Consider the following 16,306-nt stretch of genomic DNA (forward strand, 5'->3'; position numbering starts at 1 on the left):
TACTTTATCTAGGGGAACTCAAGGCTCCCCTTTTGTTTTAATGCTGCTAAGGGAGCAATCACCCTAAGTCGTTGACACTCGATAAGTCCGCTCTTGATTCCAGTACTTCAACAGAACTGACATGTTGTGCACTCTCTGCTACACACTCTCCGCTACAATCACAGACTTGCTGCAATATGTAAATCAAACGTTCCTGATTAAGAGGTAAAGGATTCCCTTTGATTGCCATTGACTTAAGCGCATCGTTCGCCACTTGCTCAAAAGAGGTTTCGCATACTCCAAATTGAGCCAGTAGCGGTAACGCTAACTTATCTAGCACCATATTTACCCAAAGAATTCCATCGTGTTCGTTAGCATTTACTCGCTCAGTGACTAATTGGGCCAGCTTGCGATAACGACTTATCACATCATTCCTACCCGCGAGTTTAGCGGCGTTAATGTTCTCCTGCATCACGTGCGGAGCTAGGCGAGCCGTAATAACGCTATGGGGGGCGTCTAACTTGCCTCCTAACGCCGATGCTAACCCATGAGCGGCACCTAATTTGGCATTAGTAATCGCCATACCACCAAGCAATGCAGCGAACGATAAATCAGAGCGCGCCTTATGATTATCTTGCTTACAAGCGGCAATCACTGAACGGCTTAAACGGCGTAGCCCCTCTTCGCAGACCATATCAGTAAGAGGGTTTGGCTCACCACACACATACGCTTCCATTAAATGAGTGAACGCATCCATTGCGCCACGTCCAGATGTGTATTGGTCGGTCCCGTAAGTAAGTGTCGGGTCTACAATGGCAACGTCTGCGAGCATATCAGGGCTTCGAAGACTCACTTTCACTTTATCTTGTCCAGATTTCAGCACAGCATTTCTGGTCACTTCTGAACCGGTGCTTGCTGTCGTAGGAATTGCAATAAAATGAAGAGGCTTTGCTTTTAAAGGGACGCTTCTTCCTACCACTTCTACGTAATCGTAAACATTGCCTTGATTGGGAATAATGGCAGCTAAGGCTTTGCCCATATCGATGACGCTGCCACCACCTATCGCAACTACCATATCAGGTTGGAATTTTCTACCGAGCACTGCGGTCTCTTCTACCATCGTGATGTATGGTTCACCAACGATAGCTACGTGCTGGTAACGCATATTTTGAGCTTTAAGATATTGGATAATGGGGGCGGCTCGTTGGGTATCCTGCCCAGTAACCAGCAAAACACTGTAGCCAAATTGGTTAATAACGGATAATGAAGATTGAAGTGCACCTTCACCAAATATAATCCTTGTTGCAGTCATAAACTGAAACATACACACCCTCCCAAAAGAATATACCCAAATAACCTCTCGCCCTCTGATTTAACACTTATGTAAGAGTTGAAGTTATTTGCGTATAGCCAAAATAGATTGCTATTTTTTTAAACAAAAAAAATTGACCAATTCCACCTTGCCATCATTAACCCTTTAGAATGTATGTTTTTTATGTGTCACTTCACATACTTCAGAGTCGTAAAATAAGCACGTGCGTTTAGTTTTTATTCGATAGATTTCACCTATAGAACCAAGAGGTAATTGCCGCTTTATTTCCGTATCTGGATCGGGCATAGTTACTCCAACAAAAGAAAGCGCACTCAGCCGCTATGTTTTGTACGCTTTCAAAAAAGAATAGATTTAGGAGAAATAAGATTATGTTCGTTGTTATCTTTGGTCGCCCTGCATGTCCTTTCTGTGTTCGTGCAAAAGAGCACGCAGAAACGCTAAAAGCAAAACGTGATGACTTCAACTACCGTTACGTTGATATTCACGCTGAAGGTATTTCTAAAGCAGATCTTGAGAAAACAGTTGGTAAACCAGTTGAAACCGTTCCTCAGATCTTTATCGACCAAGAGCACATCGGTGGCTGCGACGAGTTCGAAGCATACGCGAAAGAGCACCTAGGTCTATTTGACGAGTAATAAAGACTGTTTTCAAAAAAGCCGCTTCATGCGGCTTTTTTATTATTTTTCAGCTGGTTATTACGTTAAGTCAACTAATGGTAAAACCTAAAAAAATTCACTTATCTTTTTGCTATATTTAGTTACAATTCACAGTTCTTAATCTTTTTTGGCACACACTCTACCGAGCCACACAGTGAACATAGACGTCGTATACCTTCTCGAGCAAAACCCTATCCTTCTAATCTTCGTCGTATTAGCCATTGGCCTTGCCATCGGAAAAATTCGATTTGGCAAATTACAATTAGGCAACTCTATTGGCGTTCTTATTACCTCTTTGGTAATGGGCCACCTTGGTTTCTCATTTAATGCAGAAGCTTTAACCATTGGCTTTATGCTGTTTATCTACTGCGTTGGCATTGAAGCTGGACCAAACTTTTTTGGTATATTCTTCAGAGATGGTAAGCATTATTTTATTTTAAGCATGACTGTTCTCGTGTCTGCGGTCAGCTTAACGTATGGCTTGAGTCACTATTTCGGCCTCGATTTTGGCTTATCCGCCGGTATGATGGCAGGCGCATTGACCGCAACGCCAGTACTGGTTGGTGCACAAGATGCTCTTAACTCTGGCCTTGCGACTATACCGCGGAATATGGAATTTTCTCTGGTATTAGAAAATCTATCCGTAGGCTACGCGATGGCTTATCTGGTCGGCTTAATTAGCATGATCATGTTTGCTAAATTGTTGCCAAAACTGCAAAAACAAAACCTTTCTGATTCCGCGCAGCAAATCGCACAAGAGCGTGGCCTTGGAAATTCAAGCCAGAGAAAAGTGTATTTACCCATTATTCGAGCTTACCGAGTGGGCCCAGAGCTAATTGACTGGACTGATGGTAAAAACTTGCGAGAACTGGGTATTTATCGTCAAACTGGCTGTTACATTGAACGAATCCGCCGAAATGGTATTCTCGCCCACCCAGATGGTGATGCTATCTTGCAAGAGGGAGATGAAATTGCACTGGTTGGCTTCCCTGACAGCCATGCTCGCTTAGACCCTAGCTTCCGTAATGGTAAAGAAGTATTCGACCGTAACTTGCTTGATTTACGCATCGTTGAAGAAGAAATCGTCGTAAAAAGTGACGCAATCGCTGGTAAGCGTTTATCGGATTTGAATTTGTCTGAGTTTGGCTGTTTCTTAAACCGCGTAGTTCGCGCTCAGATTGAAATGCCTATGGACTTAGACATTGTGCTCGCTAAAGGGGACGTCCTTCAAGTGAGCGGCGAGAAAAGCCGAGTACATGGACTGGCGGAAAAAATCGGTTTCATCTCGATCCACAGTCAAATGGCCGATTTGCTCGCTTTTTGTAGCTTCTTTATTTTGGGTATTCTGTTTGGCCTCATCACAATGACGTTCGGTCAGGTGTCTTTCAGTTTGGGTAATGCGGTGGGTCTTCTGTTGTCCGGTATTACGCTTGGTTTCTTACGAGCAAATCACCCTACTTTCGGTTATGTCCCACAAGGGGCGCTGAATATGGTCAAAGATCTAGGGTTAATGTTCTTTATGGTCGGAATTGGTCTAAGTGCAGGTGGAAAGATGTTCGAGCACCTAACGCAAGTAGGACCAAAAGTCATTGGTTTGGCATTTATTGTCAGTGTTGTGCCTGTAGTTCTGGCTTACTTAGTTGGCGCACACGTACTCAAGATGAACCGTGCCCTGCTCTTCGGTGCCATTATTGGCGCCCGTACTTGCGCTCCGGCTATGGATGTCGTTAACGACTACGCTAAGTCCACCATCCCAGCCCTTGGTTATGCGGGTACCTATGCGATTGCGAATATTTTAATGACGCTAGCTGGTACGATTCTGATAATACTAAGTTAATACTCACTTTGACTATGAAATACAAAAAGGCGCTCAATGAGCGCCTTTTGTTTATTGGTTATCTAGTCTGTGATTCGATTAGATTTGAATGAAGTCTGCTTCAACTGCTGGATTCACATCCGCTTCGTAATCTACGCCTTCAACGCCGAAACCAAATAGTTTCAAGAACTCTTCTTTGTACTCAACGTAGTCAGTCAGCTCTTTTAGGTTCTCAGTCGTAATTTGAGGCCATAGCTCACGACAGTGCTGCTGAATGTCGTCACGAAGTTCCCAGTCATCCAGACGTAGGCGGTTCATCTCATCAACTTCTGCCGCGCTACCGTCTTCTTTGTATAGACGTTGGCTGAACATACGGTAGATTTGTTCCATACAACCTTCGTGTACACCTTCTTCGCGCATTTTCTTGAATACCATTGCGATGTACAGTGGCATAACAGGAATTGCAGAACTCGCCTGAGTTACAACAGATTTAAGTACCGCAACATTGGCACTACCACCTGTTGCTGCTAACTTGTCGTTTAGCGCTTTCGCTGCACGGTCTAGGTCCATTTTTGCTTTACCTAGTGCACCATCCCAATAAATTGGCCAAGTTAGCTCAGTACCAATGTAGCTATACGCGACGGTCTTACAACCTTCAGCAAGAACACCAGCATCAGACAACGCATTGATCCAAAGTTCCCAATCTTCACCGCCCATTACAGTGACAGTGTCTTTGATTTCTTCTTCTGTTGCAGGCTCAACGCTAGCTTCGATGATCACATCTTTGTTGGTATCAACAGCCGTTGATGTGTAAGTTTCACCGATAGGTTTAAGAGATGAACGAACTAATTCACCAGTTTCTGGCATTTTACGTACTGGAGATGCCAGTGAGTAAACCACCATATCGATTTGACCTAAGTCTTCTTTGATGAGCTCGATAGTTTTCTGTTTCGCTTCATTTGAGAAAGCGTCGCCGTTTAAGCTTTTTGCGTACAGACCTTCTTCACGCGCTAGCTTTTCAAAAGCAGCGGCATTGTAAAAACCTGCTGTACCTGGTTTCTTCTCAGTACCTTCTTTTTCGAAGAAAACACCGATAGTTGATGCACCGCCACCAAATGCCGCAGCGATACGAGAAGATAGACCGTAGCCACTTGATGCACCAACAACAAGAACACGCTTAGGTGCGTTTTTGATTGGACCTTGCGCTTTGGTGTACGCAATTTGTTCTTTTACGTTAGCTTCACAACCAACAGGGTGCGTTGTAGTACAGATAAATCCACGAATTCTAGGTTTGATGATCATATTCAACTTCCTTTAAAAAACCTTGTTAGGATAAAAGTTTCGTTGGGATTTCGCATCTAATTTCTGTAAAAATGCTCTTAAAAGGCAAGTGGTTGGAGCACTATCCCACCATCCACTCCCCAAGAATACAAAAAAGCACCTCATTGAGGTGCTTTTCTTAACATTAGTTGTCTATTATGCCGCCGGATTCAACTGCGACTTTTTTGGGCTATGAGTTCGCACTTCAGAAAAGTCATGACTAAAGTGGTCAACTTGAATCGCCTTGTAGCGCAATTTATCTGCAGCCATGATTTGATCAATTTCTTGCTCAGTTAACACGCCTGCTTCAAATGCTTGCTGCAAACGGTCATGCAGCAGACCTTTACGAGCCACTTTACCATCCTTCGCAGCCTTCATAAGTTTACGCTCCAAAGGTTTAATGTCGTACATTGCAAGGAATGCATTCTCCATTAAGCCTACGCTGTCATCCTCTGATTTTCCGATGTAGCACAGATGCGTGAGGCGATCACGTTGCGCGCCTGGTGTCATCATCGCTTCAGCCAAATTCACACACAGCTCATCACTTGGCTTATTGAAATGATTACCAAGCGGGAACAATAGCCCCTTAAGCACACCGCCAACGTATTTCACAGGGAAGTTGGTGTAAGCCTCATTTAATGACTTAGAAGCGTTATACAAACAGTGTTGAACAGCGTAATGAACGAAGTCTAGATCGCCTTGTTGACGGCCTTCATCTTCATACTTTTTCAAGGCAGCAGATGCCATGTATAGATAGCTTAATCCATCACCCAAACGTGCTGAGATCATTTCTTTACGCTTCAAGTCTCCACCTAAGGTTAACATCGCAAAGTCTGCACTTACTGCAAGTGCACGACTAAGACGAGTAATGTCTTTGTAGTATTGCTGCGTTGGGCCACTCATGTGCGCGTTAACAAATCGAGAACCAGTTAGTGCTGCACCAAATGCACCGAATGTATTACCGAGCGCGTGCTTGATGTGTTTAAAGAGTAAGTTGTCAAATTCTTTCGCACCTTGTTCAGAATCTGGATTCGCCGCGGCTTCCATTTCTTTTAGAACATATGGGTGGCATCGAGTCGCACCTTGACCAAAAATCATCAGGTTACGAGTCAGAATATTCGCGCCTTCAACAGTGATAGCAACCGGGATACCAAGGTAATGTTTAGCAAGATAGTTCATTGGACCATCTTGAATCGCACGACCCGCATGGATATCAAACGAATCATTTAGAATGGTACGCGCGATTTCCGTCATGTGGTACTTGGCAATCGCGGTTACAATCCCAGGTTTTTCTTTCATATCGAGAGAAGTCGTCGTTAGCGTACGCGTCGCTTCTAGTAGGTAAGTAAGACCACCAATGCGCCCCATTGCTTCTGCAACACCTTCAAACTTACCGATCGACATTCCAAACTGTTTACGCACGTAAGCATAAGCACCTGTTGTACGTGTAGTAAGGTGACCAATCGCTGTGCCAAGCGCTGGGAGAGAGATACCGCGACCAGCAGAAAGACACTCAACCAGCATACGCCAACCTTTACCTGCATAATCAGCGCCACCGATCAACCAGTCCATAGGGATGAAGACATCTTCACCACGAGTAGGACCATTCATAAACGCAGACCCCAGAGGATCATGGCGTTCGCCTATCTCGACACCTTCATGGTCAGCGGGAATCAACGCACATGTAATGCCAACCTCTTTCTTGTCACCAAGTAGCCCTTCAGGATCTTGCAGTTTAAATGCTAACCCGAGCACTGTCGCAACTGGCGCAAGCGTGATGTAGCGTTTATTCCAACTAACTCGCACGCCAAGCACTTCTTTGCCTTCATGGGTGCCGTAACAAACCACGCCTTGATCAGGTATGCCACCCGCATCAGAACCCGCTTCAGGGCCAGTTAGGGCGAAACAAGGGATGTCTGTACCATCAGCTAAACGAGGCAACCAGTAATCTTTTTGCTCTTGCGTACCATAGTGCGATAGCAGCTCACCAGGGCCAAGAGAGTTCGGTACCATTACCGATACCGCGGTACTGATACTTCGAGTCGCAATACGAGAAACAATGGTTGAGTTCGCCAAAGCGGAAAATTCACGACCACCATATGCTTTCGAGATGATCAAAGAGAAAAATCGCTCTTTACGTAGGTACTCCCATACTTCAGGCGGTAAATCCCTGTCTTCTTTGACAATCTTCTGGTCATCAAGCATTTCTAGCAGGGTTTCAAGCTCATTATCCATAAATGACTGCTCTTCTGCCGTCAGTGTAGGCGTTGGATAATGATGCAATGTTGTGAAGTTTGGCTTGCCTGAGAATAGTTCGGCATCCCACCATACACTACCCGCTTCCATCGCCTCTTTCTCGGTGCTAGACAGAGGTGGCAATACTTTTTTGAACACTTTAAAAGCCGGGTCACTAATCCATTTTCTTCGTAGAGAGCTCATAGTTCAGATCCTTTTGTTCACGTAACCGCTCGGGGTATAATCTTATTATTGGTTTAACTTTCTTATTTGTCTTATGCCAACTGCTTTGCTGACATTCCTGCTGACAAATATGGAATCAGTAAATCGACGACAGATTTCACATCGACTTCCTTTTCAAACTTACTTTCTGCCAGCTCCGAAAGAGCTTGGCTTGAAGCCATCGTAAATACACAGGTTCCTAACGTGAAGTGCAGTCGCCAAAACAAATGTTCTTCACATAGTTCCGGGTTCGCCTTCATTATCGAGAAAGTGAAAAGGTTCAGTACCTCTTCGTATCTGGTGGTAATGAACCAGCGTAGATGACCTTGAACGTCTGTATAACCGCGGCCAATTAACAACATAAATAGCGCAGTACCATTTGGGCGTACATCATTTAATGTACGTAAAGGTAATCGCAATGACTCAAAGACATCGTCCATGTTGTAGCTATCGCGCGTGTTTAACTCAATTAATGAAGTCTTAATGCTCGGCATTAGTGCTTCTAAATACCTATCTAAAACCGCTCTAACCAGCGTTTTTTTATCGCCAAAGTGATAGTTTACCGATGCTAAGTTAACGTTAGCTTTACCTGTTATCGTTCTTAGCGAAGTATCATTAAAGCCATGTTCAGCAAAGAGTCCTTCTGCGACATCGAGTATTTTTTCTTTTGTTGATGTTCTCGGGGCCATTTTAATCACTCGTATTAAACAACTGTTTGAAAATATACTCCCGAAACTTAAGATTAACAAATGATTAACATCACACTTTAACCAATTGGTCTGACCAGACAGTAAAAGGTGTGATCTAATCTTTTGAAATTCAATCGAATACTCCGGTGAAGCTTATCAGAAGAAAACGATCAAATTTCTCAGTCCAGCGCAATTGAAACGCTAACAATAGCCTTGGCGGCTCGGAGTGAGCGACGAGAGTATGAAATACATCTTCGGTTCTCGGGGAGATAAAATGAGAAACACAGAAGTTAGTAACTTCGCCAAGTTGGTAATCCATCTCGACTTTTCTATTACTTTCGGGTGTGTAAGAAGCTAGAAAGCATTAAGTAGAAATTTTTTGAAAAAAAATGGAACTGTTTGGAAAAGGCTCGGTCTGAATATACGTAACAGTTAGGGCATTTGAAGTTTCACTGGCCGTCAAACTTGTTTCCATCTAATTGTTACGTTGCTGCTTTTTTCTTATTAACTCCTATGTTTGTATCCGCCCAGTCAAATTTTCGGCTGGGCTTTTTTTCGCCTGTAGATTTACCAAGCGCCTCTTTCGATGATTTGCCCCAACTCCATAAGCTAGACCTTAGTTGGTCACAAAAGTAACCACCCTGAAGTGGTTGATGTGCCGATCTGCAGACATAAAAAAGCCTCCCGAATGGGAGGCTTTACTAAACAGTGTGTATCTTACGCTTGCGCTTTCTTAGGCAAAGAAAAGTGCAGTAACGCGTAGCCAAGTAACGCGGCTGTCGTCGAGCCCATTAAGATGCCTAGTCGAGCATAGGTATCAAACTCAGGGCTTACATTTCCAAACGCTAAAGAGGAAATGAATATAGACATTGTAAAACCGATACCACACAACACAGAGACCGCAAAGATATGCTTGAAGTTAATGCCTTCCGGTAGCTTAGCTACACCCATTTTCACAGCAGCCCAACTAAAGGTGAAGATACCTAGAGGCTTACCAACCAGTAGCCCCAAAGCAATACCTAATGGCAGCATTGAAGTTAGGCCTGACATCGATACGCCTTCTAGCGAAATCCCCGCATTTGCAAATGCGAATAGAGGTAAGATACCAAATGCCACGTATGGATGAAGTGCGTGCTCCATGTGCTTAAGTGGGGAATGTTCGCCCTGTTTACCCTTAAGAGGAATAGCAAAGCCGATCACTACGCCTGCAAGTGTTGCGTGAACACCAGATTTAAGTACCGCAAACCATAAGATCGCGCCGACTATCATGTATGGTGTCAGTTTCGTTACTTCCTTCGCATTCAACATGAACAGGACACCAGTCATGATGAAGCCAACAAGCAGCGCCATGCTAGAAAGATCACCTGTGTAAAACAGTGCAATAATAACAACCACGCCTAAATCGTCGATAATAGCGAGAGCTAACAAAAACACTTTAAGGCTTACTGGTACGCGCTTACCTAGTAGCGCCATGATACCTAGAGCAAATGCAATATCCGTCGCAGCTGGAATGGCCCAGCCAGAAACCGCCTCTGGGTCGTTAGCATTAAACGCAACGTAAATAAGAGCAGGGGCTAACATACCACCAACCGCCGCAATAGCAGGGAAAATTGCGGTTTCTTTTGATTTTAGCGCTCCTTCAAGTAGCTCTCGCTTCACTTCAAGGCCAATAAGTAAGAAGAAAACAGCCATTAGGCCGTCATTAATCCAGTGAGAAACTGACATACCGAATACATAAGTATGCAGTACAGATTGATAAGTTTCGCCCAGCGGTGAGTTAGCAATGGTCATCGCAATTGCCGCTGCAATTACGAGAAGAATACCACCTGCTGATTCCATTTTGAAAAAGTCACGAATGACATCGTTCATGGTTTCGTCCTTATATTTATTATCTTAATAAACGATTAACAAAGAGTGATAAGAGTGTATAGCTGTCGAAAACTTTAGAATAATCGCTTCTTCAGAGTATAAACTTCGGTTTTTTCGATGTTAAGTTTACTATACATCGTATTTTCCAACATGACACTCAATTTTGATCGGAGATCGTATTTGTTTTTGTCGCACCAAATATTTATCAAGATGATGAGAAAATCAGCATAACACGGCTTGTACCATCATGATAACCCCGTACTTTTGAGAAAAAGCTAGGAAGCTTCGCGCACTAAAAAACCACCCGTAGGGGGTGGTTTTCTTCACAACTCAATAGCCTGTCAGCTGCATAAAGCCCCAAGCCTCATTGGAGCCGGAGGCTAAAGTAGGCCCTTCCCAGTAAGGTATTACAAAGGGTAGCCACATATCTGACTTGATAATGCGGGTAGTCAAATTAATTTGATGCTTCGGAATATTGATAATCCACTGCAAAGGTAACCTTCTTCCATTGGATAAACTGGTCACTTGCATTGGTTTAATACTGATATCATCGTCTGAGAGGTTGATGACTTTACCTGAGCGTGTCGACAACGTGCCAAATACGTGCGGTGTTTGCCCATGGTGACGATAACGGCTAACAGTTAATGCTCGACCATCATCTAAATTGAAAACAAACCAATCCCAGCCTTGTTGCCCCTCACCAATTAAGCCGCTGCCCCATTCTTTTTGCGCCCAAGCAGAACCCGTCACTGAGAATCGCTTACCATTTAAGCTTAAGCTACCTTTTACTTTTAAAAATGGAGCACTGAAGCTAAAAGAAGCAACAGATTGCAACGCATGTTTAACTTGGAAACCTTTGTCTCCATTCACGACAAAGGGGCCGCTTGTCATGGTATTGAGCTCAAGTCCAAACGTATCAGTATTCACATTCAAGTTGCCCGGGAAAGGCGTCGCACCGAGTGATCGCCAAGTCCAATTATCAATCCATAACCTGAAAGGGCGATTGATCATACCAGCTTGGCCTATCCCACCTCTAGCTACCCGTTGCTCTTTCCATACATGCGAGCCATGACTGACGACAACATGTGAAATGTACAATTGAGGGTTCTGCCAACCGCTGGTTTCTCGCTCGTCCGTCGCAACCCTAAAATAGCTCCATTGAACATTGTAGATCTTGCCTTGCTCATCTTTTAGTTTCGCAAAGTAGTGCCACCATTCATGCTGATACTCGGGATGAAAGCGAAAGTCTGAGGGTAAAGAGACATGCTCATTAGGTAGTACAGGCTCGAAAATCGTTTGATTTTCACGCGTTAAGATAGAATCAAGTTCGCTTTCTCGTGTTGCTGTAGCCTCTAACCAAAAAGTTGAGTAAAAAGCAGCCCCAGTCAGAAAAGCGAACGTAACAACAATGAGCGTTGAAACCAACAAGCGTTTTTTAGAGCCCATTTTTTTCATTACAACGCGTCCCTTAATGACTTCATCGGTGTACTTTTGATCATTCTAATAACTGGCAATGCGCCAGCAACCATGATGGCAAGCATCGCCCAAGCAATGGTTTGAGCATACTCCCATGGAATCGTTTGAAGCTCTAGAGACCAGCCAAATGATTGCTTAATGATAATATCAACGATCAAATGTGCGAGCGCCAAGCCGAGCGGCACTGCAATAATCGCAGAAATGGCTCCGAAGACGAATAGCTGCAAACCACCTAATACGACAAGTTCTTTTCCGGACACACCCATGCACCTTAATAAGGAAAAATGCCGCTGCCGTGAAAGTTCTCCTGCCAACGTCGCAAAGAATAAACCAAACACGGCAATAATCAGCGTGATATTGCCCAAGGTTCCTGCTATCGCAAAGGTATGATCAAACACTCTCATTGCTTGGCTATAAATATTACCGTTATCAAACACACGATCTTGCGGGAGACGGAATACATTCTCTAAGCGATTTTTCAGCCCTTCTCCATTGACGTTATCTTTTAATACTACGCCAAGACCAACATTACCCGTACCTGCAAATGCATACAGCCAATTCCGGTGCGACATCATCACCTGGTTATATGGGTTTCCATAATCGTAGTAAACGCCTACGACTTGCCAATCACCACCAAGCGGTTCTTGCAAGTTAATGAAATCGCCAGGGCGGATATCCAGCTTCAAGGCCATCGACTCACTGACCATTAAGCTCTTGGTAGCGTGCAGTTGATACCAGTAATTTGGGACACCTAACTTGACGGTAAGTGAGTCTAACTCACCTTCAGAAGAGCCCGTACTTACAACTTGTAGAGCACCGTGCTCGGTCGGCATATCTTTTTCCCAGCGCCACCAAACCGAGTTCACCTCTGGCTGATTCTGGAGCCATGCGCTCATCCTAGCGGCTGAATTGTTGGTCGGATAGATGTACACATCAGCGGCTAATCGCTGATTTAGCCACTTATCGGTTGTATCTCGAAAGCTTCCGACCATTGTTTCTACACCAATGTTTGCCGCCAGCGCTAACATAAACGCCATCGTAGCCACACCGCGATAGCTCATGCTGGCTGCTGCATCAGCAAAAAACCAACGGACACGAACCCATCGCATGGTATAAGAAAAACTTTGGAACATATGCCACATAATAAATGGCATAAACAACGCCACACTAACCAACATCAGAGCAATAATAGCAAAGCCGGTTTCTTGTGTTTTCGGCGCCTGATATACCGCTATTGCAGCGACACAAAACGCACATGCCGCAAGCGCCTGCCAAGAGAACTCTCTTCCAGCAAATCGCATTAGCGACAGTCGAGAAGAAAGGCGGATTGGTTGTGACTTCAACAAACGGATTAATGGCCACAGACACGATATCAACGCACCCATCGCTGCCATGATTAGACTGTATAAGCTAGATTGCCATGACCATCCTATGGTTAAGCCTACGTTGGCATCATACAAATCACTCAGGCTCGAAGACACTGCTGGGATAAGTTCATTTGCTAAGATCAAGCCAAAAAAGTTACCACACGCCCACGCAATAAAGACGAGCAAAGACAACTCTAGTAATAAAGCTTGCGCTAACTGTGTTCCGTTAACACCAGTCTGTCTCAAAATACCTACCAAACGTTGTCGCTGGATGAAAGACAGAGACATCGCTTGATAAAAAATAAACAACCCGACCAAAAACGACAGCATTCCCATCGCGGTGAGATTCATATGGAATGCGTTAGTTAGCGACTCAAGCTCTGTACGCGTATTCCTAACGAGCGTCATTCCGTTTGGCAGCATGTTTTTCAGTGCTATTAGCTTTTCCTCTGGCATTTCACCACAAGAAATCGCAGACAAACCTGAGCTCCGCTTGAGCATACGCAACAACGATATATCAGTAACCAGCCGAGTACCCGAAAGCATCTTGTCCTTATCTACTTGAATAGGCCCAAGACGGCTTCCGTCATTCATCTCAATGAAGTCCCCATCCTGCCAACTCATGTAAGCGGCCAAATCTTGACTAACAAGAATAGGATAAGGAGGCTTCATTAGAGATAAAACAGGCATCTCACCTAGCGATTTTCCTTGTTGTAGTGGGATCATCGCAACAGGATCTATCCCCACCAACATCAGGCTCATATCGGTCTTGGCATCTAGATGAAGCACGTCAAACGGTGCACATTGGTTAAACCCAGCTCGACGTAACTGAATATAGAAACCTTGAGGAATTTTATTGGCAGAGTGCTTCGTTCGGATTCGGTATGGCAAAGGATTGGAGAAAAGCTTTTCCCCAGTAGCATAACTTTGTTTTGCATGCTGGTTGATAGAAGTAACACCAACAAGGAGGGACACGCCTAAAGTTAATCCCAGCCAGACAAGAATAATTTGTAGAGGGTAACGACGGTAATGACCGAGTAGTGCCTTAACTACGGGCCATAACATGTAACTGCCCTCCTTGAAGTCGAATCTTTCCTTCCATATGGGCGGCCACTTTTTCACTGTGCGTCACTAACAGCAAAGTACACTCCAATTGGCGAGCGAGACTCGTTAATAAGCGCATTACTGCTTCTGCGTTTCGCTCGTCTAGGCTACCAGTTGGCTCATCAGCAAGCAGGATTTTGGGTTCCATATAAAGGGCGCGAGCAATCGCCGCACGTTGTTGCTGACCACCAGACGCCTCTTCCGGATAACGTCCTAGCAATGGCATTAAGTCCAAAGCAGAAAGAATTTGACGCCACAACTCTTTATCTTCCGGCAGACCTTTTAACTGACGACAAAAACGAATATTGTCGGCAATATTAAGTGTAGGAAGCAGGTTGAATTGTTGGAAGATATTACCAATATTGTTGCGGCGATAAAGGGTTCTTAAATGCTCCGGTGCTTCATGCATAGCAAAATTTGGAAACTGCACTTCACCAGAGTCGGCAGTATCTAATCCGGCGATTAAATTCAGCAGAGTACTTTTACCCGAACCACTTTCTCCCATCAGAGCGACTTGGTCACCTTGCTGCAATGTTAATTCTGCCCCTTGTAATACAGGGTGAAACTCTCCCCCGTCTACATAGCCTTTACATAGGTCTGACAGTTTTAACATTGATTATGCCGCTCGGATGGTGTTTAAAAATTGGGATCAGAATCTACACTAAAATCCTGTTAGTAGAAAGTATTTTGAATGCTTGATCACACTATGGAAGTACAAATGCAACTCGATTCACTTTCTGTTGCTAATTTTGTTGACGTTTTGAGCAGATTTTTGCAGCCAAAATAAACTCTGTTCCTCTTTACTGGCCAATCAGGTTTCTCATCCATTTTCGGCTAACCATTCTTGGCAAGCAAATCGCCCACTTCACAACTTCTTCCGTCAGAAAGAGTAAGTAAACCCATTGTGGGTCCCAATTGAGATAAATCGCTGCAAATGCTGCGAGTGGAATCCCGATCACCCACTGTGCCAAGATGTCTTGATACAAACAAAACTTAACATCACCGCCCGCACGTAATACACCAACAATCGCCATCATCGGCACCGAGCGTAGCACAACACCCAACGCAAGAATCACCATAAACTGTTCAGCTAGCTCGCGAGTGTCTGTTGTCAGTGCACTAAACGCATTAAGGATCCATTGATTTGACACTATCAACAAGACGGCGACCACAAATGCGATAAGCACATTCAAAATGACCGTAGCCCATGCTTGATAATAAACGGGTTCAAAATTACGAGCGCCGAGCTGGTTCCCGACTAGAACTGCAGCCGCATTCGATAAACCAATCATCATCGCCAATGCGATCGACTCAACAGGTGTCATTACGGAAAGTGCCGCCAAACCTTGTACGCCTGCTTGCCCCATGATGGCGTGATAAGCAAACAGCCCACCAGCCCACGCCAAGAAGTTAAATGTGGTTGGCAAAGAGAGGCTCAAGAAACGCGTAATTTTATCTAAGACCAATCCTGCGCGTATATCATCCCAACCAAATGCGATTATGTGTTTTTTCAACCATAGATAACCAAACAGGCAACCTACTTCGATCGCGCCACTGATTACCGTTGCGATCGCTGCTCCCGTAATACCCAGAGCAGGAAAGCCTAATTGACCAAAAATTAAAACCCAGTTAAGAAACACATTAGATAAAATGCCTATACCACTAAAAAAAGTGCTTAAGCCTGGTTGGTGCATCGCCCTTAGGCCCACCGACATACTGGCCACACATGCAACAGCAAACATGCTAACCGACGAAATAATGAGATAGCTGGCCCCTAGTTCAATCACTTCTTGTGAATCGGTAGTCAAACTCATGATGGGCTGTGGAAAAACAACAAACAAAGCAACAGCAATCGCAGCAAACATCATTGCGATCATCCATGTTAAAGCGGTACTGCGACGCACCCCAACTTTATCGCCAGCCCCCCAATATTGAGCGGTTAACAATGCACCACCCGTTGTCACCCCAACTAACATAATGGTGGTGACGAAAGTCGCGCGCGCAGCAACTCCAACTGCGGCAATTTCTGCTTCACCAAGTTGACCAAGCATAAGAACATCGACGAGGCTTCGGCTTGAAAACATCATGCTTTGCAGTGTAATTGGTAACGCGATTGCAAATAAACGACGTAAGAATGCTTTATCTGCGTGTATTGAGAGTTGAGAAAGAAAAGTCACAAGCGCTCCAACGACAACTTATTGATAGAATGGGGAAAGTGTCTCATGATTATACTCTGTGGT

11 protein-coding genes are annotated in these 16,306 nt (G+C 44.4%); 2 read left to right on the plus strand and 9 right to left on the minus strand.

Annotated features, from left to right (window positions below; all coding sequences use genetic code 11):
- Positions 1-58: 58 nt before the first annotated feature.
- On the minus strand, positions 59-1,303 hold the full coding sequence (locus R8N47_RS05945; RefSeq protein WP_064353823.1) for an iron-containing alcohol dehydrogenase: 1,245 nt from the start codon (positions 1,301-1,303) through the stop codon (positions 59-61).
- A gap of 377 nt (positions 1,304-1,680) precedes the next feature.
- On the opposite strand from R8N47_RS05945, the gene R8N47_RS05950 reads away from it, so the two are divergent.
- Together R8N47_RS05950 and R8N47_RS05955 are read left to right on the plus strand one after the other, a co-directional pair.
- Positions 1,681-1,947, plus strand: coding sequence for a GrxA family glutaredoxin (locus R8N47_RS05950; RefSeq protein WP_005378026.1), 267 nt, complete (start codon positions 1,681-1,683; stop codon positions 1,945-1,947).
- A 175-nt stretch (positions 1,948-2,122) separates the two neighbouring features.
- Complete coding sequence (locus tag R8N47_RS05955) at positions 2,123-3,805, plus strand: aspartate:alanine antiporter (protein WP_005378028.1); 1,683 nt, start codon at positions 2,123-2,125, stop codon at positions 3,803-3,805.
- A gap of 78 nt (positions 3,806-3,883) precedes the next feature.
- On the opposite strand, the gene fabV is transcribed toward R8N47_RS05955, so the two are convergent.
- The 8 genes from fabV to R8N47_RS05995 all read right to left on the minus strand — a co-directional run bounded on the left by fabV (position 3,884) and on the right by R8N47_RS05995 (position 16,243).
- A complete protein-coding gene (fabV, locus tag R8N47_RS05960; protein WP_005388648.1) occupies positions 3,884-5,086 on the minus strand; it encodes an enoyl-ACP reductase FabV in 1,203 nt (400 codons plus the stop codon).
- 174 nt (positions 5,087-5,260) lie between these two features.
- Positions 5,261-7,543 (minus strand): acyl-CoA dehydrogenase, encoded by a 2,283-nt coding sequence (locus R8N47_RS05965; RefSeq protein ID WP_017634878.1) that lies wholly within the window; start codon positions 7,541-7,543, stop codon positions 5,261-5,263.
- Positions 7,544-7,614: 71 nt separating this feature from the next.
- Complete coding sequence (locus tag R8N47_RS05970) at positions 7,615-8,250, minus strand: TetR/AcrR family transcriptional regulator (protein WP_053306960.1); 636 nt, start codon at positions 8,248-8,250, stop codon at positions 7,615-7,617.
- A gap of 717 nt (positions 8,251-8,967) precedes the next feature.
- Positions 8,968-10,119 carry a Na+/H+ antiporter NhaA gene (gene nhaA, locus R8N47_RS05975; protein WP_005378034.1) on the minus strand — a complete coding sequence of 384 codons (1,152 nt, stop codon included), beginning with the start codon at positions 10,117-10,119 and terminating at the stop codon, positions 8,968-8,970.
- Positions 10,120-10,449: 330 nt separating this feature from the next.
- Entirely contained in the window at positions 10,450-11,574 is a 1,125-nt protein-coding gene (locus R8N47_RS05980) for a lipocalin-like domain-containing protein (protein WP_042521997.1), read from the minus strand.
- Entirely contained in the window at positions 11,574-14,027 is a 2,454-nt protein-coding gene (locus R8N47_RS05985) for an ABC transporter permease (protein ID WP_005378038.1), read from the minus strand. The genes R8N47_RS05980 and R8N47_RS05985 overlap by 1 nt, the downstream gene beginning before the upstream one ends.
- Positions 14,008-14,679 carry an ABC transporter ATP-binding protein gene (locus R8N47_RS05990; protein ID WP_005378040.1) on the minus strand — a complete coding sequence of 224 codons (672 nt, stop codon included), beginning with the start codon at positions 14,677-14,679 and terminating at the stop codon, positions 14,008-14,010. Before R8N47_RS05990 ends, R8N47_RS05985 begins: the two co-directional genes overlap by 20 nt.
- 187 nt (positions 14,680-14,866) lie before the next feature.
- Positions 14,867-16,243 carry an MATE family efflux transporter gene (locus R8N47_RS05995; RefSeq protein ID WP_033905119.1) on the minus strand — a complete coding sequence of 459 codons (1,377 nt, stop codon included), beginning with the start codon at positions 16,241-16,243 and terminating at the stop codon, positions 14,867-14,869.
- Positions 16,244-16,306 lie beyond the last annotated feature (63 nt).

The sequence above is a fragment of the Vibrio sp. 2132-1 genome, from assembly GCF_033344315.1.

Excerpts from the sequence above, each read along its gene's own strand:
- R8N47_RS05970 (WP_053306960.1), bottom strand. The coding sequence starts at position 8,250 with ATGGCCCCGAGAACATCAACAAAAGAAAAAATACTCGATGTCGCAGAA.
- R8N47_RS05945 (WP_064353823.1), bottom strand. The coding sequence starts at position 1,303 with ATGTTTCAGTTTATGACTGCAACAAGGATTATATTTGGTGAAGGTGCA.
- R8N47_RS05965 (WP_017634878.1), bottom strand. The coding sequence starts at position 7,543 with ATGAGCTCTCTACGAAGAAAATGGATTAGTGACCCGGCTTTTAAAGTG.
- R8N47_RS05950 (WP_005378026.1), top strand. The coding sequence starts at position 1,681 with ATGTTCGTTGTTATCTTTGGTCGCCCTGCATGTCCTTTCTGTGTTCGT.
- R8N47_RS05980 (WP_042521997.1), bottom strand. The coding sequence starts at position 11,574 with ATGAAAAAAATGGGCTCTAAAAAACGCTTGTTGGTTTCAACGCTCATT.
- R8N47_RS05990 (WP_005378040.1), bottom strand. The coding sequence starts at position 14,679 with ATGTTAAAACTGTCAGACCTATGTAAAGGCTATGTAGACGGGGGAGAG.
- R8N47_RS05985 (WP_005378038.1), bottom strand. The coding sequence starts at position 14,027 with ATGTTATGGCCCGTAGTTAAGGCACTACTCGGTCATTACCGTCGTTAC.
- nhaA (WP_005378034.1), bottom strand. The coding sequence starts at position 10,119 with ATGAACGATGTCATTCGTGACTTTTTCAAAATGGAATCAGCAGGTGGT.
- fabV (WP_005388648.1), bottom strand. The coding sequence starts at position 5,086 with ATGATCATCAAACCTAGAATTCGTGGATTTATCTGTACTACAACGCAC.